Annotated in this window: 4 protein-coding genes and 1 pseudogene; 1 reads left to right on the top strand and 4 read right to left on the bottom strand. The window is 73.1% G+C overall.

Annotated elements, in window-relative coordinates; translation table 11 throughout:
• From ACSNOD_RS25815 to leuS, 4 genes and pseudogenes are all read right to left on the bottom strand, one after another.
• A pseudogene (locus tag ACSNOD_RS25815) lies at positions 1 to 193 on the bottom strand (hypothetical protein); the annotation flags it as partial.
• A 496-nt stretch (positions 194 to 689) separates the two neighbouring features.
• Entirely contained in the window at positions 690 to 1,535 is an 846-nt protein-coding gene (locus ACSNOD_RS25810) for a DegV family protein (RefSeq protein ID WP_436769454.1), read from the bottom strand.
• A gap of 112 nt (positions 1,536 to 1,647) precedes the next feature.
• Positions 1,648 to 2,460 carry a hypothetical protein gene (locus ACSNOD_RS25805; protein WP_436769453.1) on the bottom strand — a complete coding sequence of 271 codons (813 nt, stop codon included), beginning with the start codon at positions 2,458 to 2,460 and terminating at the stop codon, positions 1,648 to 1,650.
• A gap of 252 nt (positions 2,461 to 2,712) precedes the next feature.
• A complete protein-coding gene (leuS, locus tag ACSNOD_RS25800) occupies positions 2,713 to 5,619 on the bottom strand; it encodes a leucine--tRNA ligase (protein WP_436769452.1) in 2,907 nt (968 codons plus the stop codon).
• Between the two features lie 724 nt (positions 5,620 to 6,343).
• On the opposite strand from leuS, the gene ACSNOD_RS25795 reads away from it, so the two are divergent.
• The gene (locus tag ACSNOD_RS25795) at positions 6,344 to 7,252 is read left to right on the top strand and encodes a hypothetical protein (RefSeq protein ID WP_436769451.1); all 909 of its coding nucleotides are present in this window, start codon (positions 6,344 to 6,346) and stop codon (positions 7,250 to 7,252) included.
• Positions 7,253 to 7,588 lie beyond the last annotated feature (336 nt).

Here is a 7,588-nt window from a genome sequence, read left to right as displayed (position 1 = left end):
GGCCCGGGCGCACCCCGTCCCCCTCCTCGGCCGGGTCCACCGGGTGGGCCTTCCCGCCCTCCTGCTCCGCGGCGCCGTCCCCCGGGCCGGCGCCCTGCCGTGGATCGGCCGCGCTCCTCGCATCGGCGGACTCCGCACCGCCCTCCGCGCCAGCCGCTTCCACGTCGCCCGGCCCCACCGCGCCGTCGCCCACGTGCGGCGGGCCCTTCGTCCCCTCGGGCCGGCCACGTGGCGCCCCCGGGCCACTCGCGTTCGCAGGGGCGAGCAGCGCCAACGCCCGCTCGTACACCGCCACCGCACCCGGCGCGGCGCCTCCCCCCGCTGCCCCGGGCCGGGCGAAGCGCGGTGGCCACGCCCGTGAGGCGGGCGCCGAGGGTCGGCCCCTCGGATGGCGTGGCACCGCGGCGGAACTCGGCCCGGTCACGCGCTCCTGAACCACCGTTGACCTACGAACCGACTGGGCCGCCGCCACTCGCGCCGGCCCTGGGAAGACCATGTGTGGAGTCATGCCTGCGACGGTAGGCGCGTTCGCGAAAGCCCGCCGAGCGGCCTCAAATCCCGTGGATAACCGCCCGGTTGTGGATAACTCGACCACTCGTGTGGGTGACCGACGCAACCCGACGCGACCCCACACGACCCGACGGAACCCGACGCACCCTCACCGCGCCGAACCACCGCGCCAAAAAACCTCACCGCGCCGAGACCACCGCGCCGATGAGCCCCGGCCCCGTGTGCGCGCCGATCACCGCCCCGACCTCGCTGACATGGAGGTCCGCGAGGCCGGCCACCCGGTCCCGGAGCCGGTCGGCGAGGTGCTGGGCCCGCTCGGGGGCCGCGAGGTGGTGCACCGCGATGTCCACGGGCCCGCCGCCGGCCCGCTCGACGACGATGTCCTCCAGCCGCGCCAGCGCCTTGGAGGCCGTGCGCACCTTCTCCAGGGGCTCGATCCGGCCGCCTTCCAGCTGCAGCAGCGGCTTGACGGCGAGCGCCGAGCCGAACAGCGCCTGTGCCGCGCCGATGCGGCCGCCCCGGCGCAGATAGTCCAGGGTGTCGACATAGAAGTACGCGGCCGTGCCCTCGGCCCGCTTCTGGGCGGCGGCCACGACCTCGTCGAGCGTGCCGCCGGCCTCGGCGACCTCGGCCGCCGTCAGCGCGCAGAAGCCCAGCGCCATCGCCACCATGCCGGTGTCGACCACCCGTACGGGCACCGGGGCGTCCTGGGCGGCGAGCACCGCCGCGTCGTAGGTGCCGGAGATCTCGGCGGACAGGTGCAGGGAGACCACCCCCCGCGCACCCGCGTCGGCGGCGGCGCGGTACGCGGCGGCGAACGTCTCGGGGCTCGGCCGCGACGTGGTCACCGACCGGCGGCGCTGCAGGGCTTGCGCGACGGACCGCGCGGAGACCTCCGTGCCCTCCTCCAGCGCCTCGTCGCCGAGCACCACCGTCAGGGGCACGGCGGTGATGCCGTGTCGCTCCATCTCCCGCGAGGGCAGGTAGGCCGTTGAATCGGTGATGACAGCGACGTGGCGGGACATGAAAGGGAGGTTATCGGGGGAACGCCCGCGGCCGACAGTCCGACCGAGCCGCCGCCCGGGGCGGCGCGGAGACGGAGAACGAGCCCGGCAGAAGAGGCCGGAACCGGTTCCGTCAGGTCGTGCTCTCGGGCCGGCGGACCTTCTGCCAGGGGCCCGTGGCCCGCTGCCAGGCGTTGGCAGCGGTGATCGCGCGTGGCTGCGCGTCCACGCCGTCCGCCCGCGGCTGCCCGGCGGCCTCCCCGGCCCCCGGCGCGCCGGCACCGCCCGAAGCCGCACCCGAAGCCGCGCCCGCGCTCCCGGCCGACGCGGCCGGGACACCCGTACCCGTACCCCCCGCCGAGGGGGCCTGCGGCGCCGCCGGCTCGGCCAGCGGCTCGGAGACAGGGGCCCAGTGCCGCAGCGCCCCGGTCTCCATCTCGATCTGCTCGCCCAGCACCGCCAGGTCGTCGTCCGCGAACCGGCGCGCCCGGTCCCGCGCCGCCCAGCGCAGCGAGTCCGCCGAGTGCGTGATCCGCTCGATGCGCTCGCGCAGCTCGGGCAGGCGCTCGGCGACCTTGGCCCGGTTCGGCTCGCGCTCCAGCCGCTTGAGCTCGTCGTCCATCTCACGGCCGTGCGCGCTGAGCCGCTCGAACAGGTGGATGGACTCACTCAGGGACGCGTCCTCCGCCACGCCGGCCCGCAGCGCCTCCTGCGTGGCGCGCATCGAGGTGCGCAGCGACAGCCTCAGCTGCGCGATCTCGCCCGCCGGGCCGGGCTGGGCGTACTGCTTCGCCTTGAGCGTGGTGTCCTCGACGGCGCGGCGGGCCTGGGCGACCGTACGGTCCACTCCGCGCTTGGCCGCCCCGACGGCCTTGACCGTGGCGTAGACCCCCAGCGCGACGCAGGCCACGAAGAACAGCACCAGGATGATGAGGGCCGCTTCCATGGAGCTCCTTCGTTGTCACCGGCGGTGTGGGCACGGGCCGGCCGTTCGGCCGTGCGGCCGAGGGCGGTGTGCTCCTTCCACCGTAAACGGCCGGGGCCGGTCGGCGGTTCCCGTGGAACCCCCAACCGGCCCGTAGGGGATGCCCCTGGCGGCCCCGGACCGACGCCCGGCCCAGGAGACCGACGCCCGGCCCGGGGCGCCACGGCCAGCCCGCACAGCAGGCCCGGCCCCGCGCAGCGGGCCCCGCCGCGACTAGCCGGTGACGATATTGACCAGCTTCGGCGCCCGGACGATCACCTTTCGGATGTCCGCGCCACCCAGGGCGCCCTGGACCGCGGCGTCCCCCAGCGCCACCTTCTCCAGCTCCTCGTCGGTGATGGACGGCGACACCTCCAGGCGCGCCTTGACCTTGCCCTTGATCTGCACGACGCAGGTCACCGTCTCGTCCACGACGTACGCCGGGTCGGCCACGGGGAAGCTCTCGTGGACGACCGAGCCCTCGTGGCCCAGCCGGTGCCACAGCTCCTCCGCGATGTGCGGGGCGAGCGGCGCGACCAGCAGCACCAGCCGCTCCGCGACCGACCGGGAGATCGGGCCGCCGGACTTGGTCAGGTGGTTGTTCAGCTCGGTGACCTTGGCGATGGCGGTGTTGAACCGCAGGTTCTCCAGGTCCTGGGTGATGCCGTCGATCGCCTTGTGCAGGGCGCGCAGGGTCGCCTCGTCGGGCTCGGCGTCGGTGACGGTGACCTCACCGGTGTTCTCGTCCACGACGTTGCGCCACAGCCGCTGCAGCAGCCGGTACTGGCCGACGACCGCACGCGTGTCCCAGGGCCGGGAGACGTCCAGCGGGCCCATCGCCATCTCGTACAGGCGCAGGGTGTCCGCGCCGTACTCCGCGCAGATCTCGTCCGGGGTGACGGCGTTCTTCAGCGACTTGCCCATCTTGCCCAGCAGTCGGGTGACGCGCTCGCCCTGGTAGTAGTACGCGCCGTCGCGCTCCTCCACCTCGGCGGCGGGGACGGCGATGCCCCGGCTGTCGCGGTAGACGTAGGCCTGGATCATGCCCTGGTTGAAGAGCTTGTGGAACGGCTCGAACGACGAGATGTGCCCCAGGTCGAACAGCACCTTGTGCCAGAAGCGGGCGTACAGCAGGTGCAGTACAGCGTGCTCCGCGCCGCCGACGTACAGGTCGACGCCGCCGGCCGGCTGCCCCTCGCGCGGCCCCATCCAGTACTGCTCGAGGGCGGGGTCGACCAGCCTCTCCTGGTTGTGCGGGTCGAGGTAGCGCAGCTCGTACCAGCAGGAGCCGGCCCAGTTGGGCATGGTGTTGGTCTCGCGCCGGTACGTCTTGACGCCGTCGCCCAGGTCCAGCTCGACGTGGACCCAGGACTCGTCGCGCGAGAGCGGGGTCTCCGGCGAGGTGTCGGCGTCGTCGGGGTCGAAGGTGCGCGGCGCGTAGTCGTCGACCTCGGGCAGCTCGACCGGCAGCATCGACTCGGGCAGCGCGTGGGCCACGCCGTCCTCGTCGTAGACGATCGGGAAGGGCTCGCCCCAGTAGCGCTGGCGGCTGAAGAGCCAGTCGCGCAGGCGGTAGTTGACGGTGCCCTCGCCGATGCCCCGCTCGGCCAGCCACTCGGTGATCCGCGCCTTGGCCTCGGTGACGGTCAGGCCGTCCAGCGAGATGCCCTCGCCCGAGGAGTTGATGATCTTCGCGTCGTAGCTGTTGAAGGAGTCGTCCCAGTCGGCCGGGTCGGTGCCCCGGCCGTCCGTGGGCTCCACGACACAGCGGATCGGCAGGTCGAACGCGCGCGCGAAGACGAAGTCGCGGCTGTCGTGCGCGGGGACGGCCATGATGGCGCCGGTGCCGTAGCCCATCAGCACGTAGTCGGCGATGAAGACCGGCACCTGGGCGCCGTTGACCGGGTTCGTGGCGTACGCGCCGGTGAAGACGCCGGTCTTGTCCTTGGCCTCGGCCTGGCGCTCGACGTCCGACTTGGCGGCGGCCTGCTTGCGGTACGCGGCGACGGCCTCGGTCGGCGTGGCGTAGCCGCCGGTCCAGTCGTCGTGCGTGCCCTCGGGCCAGGCGGCCGGCACGATCGAGGAGGGGCCGCCGATCAGGTCGTGCTCCGGCGCCAGCACCATGTAGGTGGCGCCGAACAGGGTGTCGGGCCGGGTGGTGAAGACGGTGATGCTCGCGCCCTCGGAGCCCACCGGGAAGTCGACCCGGGCGCCCTCGGAGCGGCCGATCCAGTTGCGCTGCTGGAGCTTGATGGCGTCCGGCCAGTCCAGCGCGTCCAGGTCGGCGAGCAGGCGCTCGGAGTACGCGGTGATCCGCATGTTCCACTGGCGCAGCTTGGCCTTGAAAACGGGGTAGTTGCCGCGCTCGGAGCGGCCCTCCGCCGTGACCTCCTCGTTGGCCAGTACGGTGCCCAGGCCGGGGCACCAGTTGACGGGCGCGTCCGAGGCGTACGCCAGCCGGTACTGACCCAGGACGTCGGCGCGCTCGGCGGGGGTCAGCTCACCCCAGGAGCGCTCGCCCGCCGCGCCGTCGCCGGAGCCGACGGCGGGAACGGGGCGCTGCCCGCTCTCGAACTGCTGAACGAGCTCGGCGATCGGACGGGCCTTGTCCGCCTCCGGGTCGTACCAGGAGTTGAAGATCTGCAGGAAGATCCACTGGGTCCACTTGTAGTAGTCCGGGTCGATCGTGGCGAAGGAGCGGCGCGGATCGTGGCCCAGGCCCAGCCGGCGCAGCTGGCGCCGCATGTTCTCGATATTGGCCTCGGTGGACACCCGCGGGTGGGTGCCGGTCTGCACGGCGTACTGCTCGGCCGGCAGACCGAAGGCGTCGAATCCGAGGCTGTGCAGCACATTGTGACCGGTCATGCGCTGAAAGCGAGCGAAGACGTCGGTGGCGATATAGCCCAGCGGATGACCGACGTGCAGTCCCGCACCCGAGGGGTACGGAAACATGTCCATGATGAACTTTTTGGGGCGCTCGGCGACCCCGGCCGGACCGGCCTGATCGCCGTCGGGGTTCGGTGCCTCGTAGGTGCCCTCGGCGTCCCAGAAGTCCTGCCAGCGTGCCTCGATATCGGCGGCCATCGCCGCGGTATAGCGGTGCGGCGCGGCCACCTCGGCAGGGGAATTGGTCTCGCTCATCGTCCTCTAAGCTCCATCGATCGTCTCTGCCGGCGGGGCGCCGGTGCGGGAAACAAAAAATCCCCTCGCACAGGAGGGGACGCCGCGCCGATTCCGACCCGGGGCCCGGGGATCTCTCGCGGAGAATCCGGCTCCCGGTCGGGACTGATCAGCGCGGCCCGCTAAGCAGAAGGCGTACGGCACGCATGGCGTCAGGGTACCGCAGGGTCCCTCCGAGCCGCATCGAGCGGCCGGGCGGGGCACCGATAAGCGGCCATGAGCGGGACATCGACGGGAAGGGCGGGGTACGGCCCCGGCGACCGCCGCGCGCCGCCGTGCCCGCCGGAGCCGGGCGGGCCGAGGCGCCCGGCGGTCACGGCAGGGGGCCGGGGGTGGCCCACGGGGTCGGCGCGGCGGCCGGCGTACGACAACCGGTCACCGCGGGCGCCGGGCGCGCCAGGGACGACGGCCGGCGCATTGGCACGGACCAGGAGACGCCCACCCCGACCGGCAAAAGCCTCATGATCCGGCTCTTCCGGCAAACGAGCAGGGCATCGCCAATTGACATTCGACCAAATAAGCAAACAACCGTATGACCATTGACCGATCTCCTTAGCATGCCGATCCGGGGCCCCAATTCCCGCACCATCCCGGAGTCGCCGCCATGCACCCTCATCGCAAGATTCGCACCCCGAGCACCGTTTCCCGGCCAGTCCTTTATGCCGGTTCCGCCACAGTGATCGTGTTGATTCCCGTTATCGCACTGGTCAGCGGCGATCGACTGCGCGCCATGCTGGACTTCACCGGGGGCGTGCTCACTCTGCTGTCGCTCACCAGCGCCGTCGTTTGGGGATTGATCGCCACCGACAGGACCGTGCTGGAACCGCGCGAGCGCCTGCTCGCCCAGGGAATTCACCGGGTGACCGCCATCGCGTCCCTCGGATTCCTTCTGCTGCACATCACGCTCAAACTCGCCTCCGGCCATGTCGGCCTGCTCGGCACCCTCGTGCCCTTCGGGCTGGGGTTCGGCGGCGCCGCCGGGCTGATCGGCCTCGGCTCGCTCGCCGCCCATCTGATGGTGATCGCGGCCGCCACCGGGGCCCTGCGCAGCGTCTTCGCCACCCCCGGGCCCGTCGCCGCGCGCTGGCGGGCCCTGCACGCCCTCGCCTACCCCGCCTGGTGCGCCGCCCTGCTGCACGGCCTCAACGCCGGCCGGCCCGCCGCCGGCTGGGTGGTGGCGATGTACTCGCTGTGCCTGGTGGCCGTCGCCCTGGCGGTGGCCGTACGGCTGCTCCCGCCCGCGCAGCGGCGGCGGCTGTCCCGGCTGGCGGCGTCCGTACTGCGGCCGGGCCCGGCTCCGACCCGGCGGCGCAGGGCCCGCGCCCCGCGCACGGCACCGCTCCCGGGGATGCCGCCGCTGCCGGACGGGCCACCGCGCCCCGCGCACGCCCCGGCGGCCGGTGACCCGCTGTCGGCGGACACCCTGCTGGTGCGGCGGGACACGCCGCCCGCCCCCACCGGGCTGAGCCCCGGGATCTCGGCGGCCTACCGGGCCGTCTCGGCCGCCCCGCCGCCCCTGGCGGCCCCGGTGAGCACCAGAGCCGTGAACGCGCCGACGAGAGGTCGTGACATGGGGGGTCCTCTCCGTGCCTGAACCGCGGTCCCCGGCCCGCCGCGCCGGGGCGGCGGACCGAGGTTTTGTCATGCGCATTCTTGGGCCGCCACTCCTGACGGGCAATCACCTCCGGTGAACGACGACCCGGAGGGTTTGGTTTCGGCCACTCCCCCGGCCGGGCGCGCGGTCTATTGACCTGAGCATGACATCTCTCGACACTGGCGCGGACGCTCGCATTTCATCCGTCGCACTGGACAGCCCAGGAGACACCCATGCGATTGCGCACGCGCGGCAGAGGGGCGACAGCCCTGGCCGCCTCCCTCCTCACCCTCGCGCTGGCCGCCCCCCTCACCGGCGCGGCCGACGCCACACCCC

The organism is Streptomyces sp. URMC 123 (genome assembly GCF_051386515.1).
Lineage (GTDB): Bacteria > Actinomycetota > Actinomycetes > Streptomycetales > Streptomycetaceae > Streptomyces.
The sequence above is the reverse complement of the archived record's forward strand: the minus strand, read 5'-3'. Positions and strand labels throughout refer to the sequence as shown.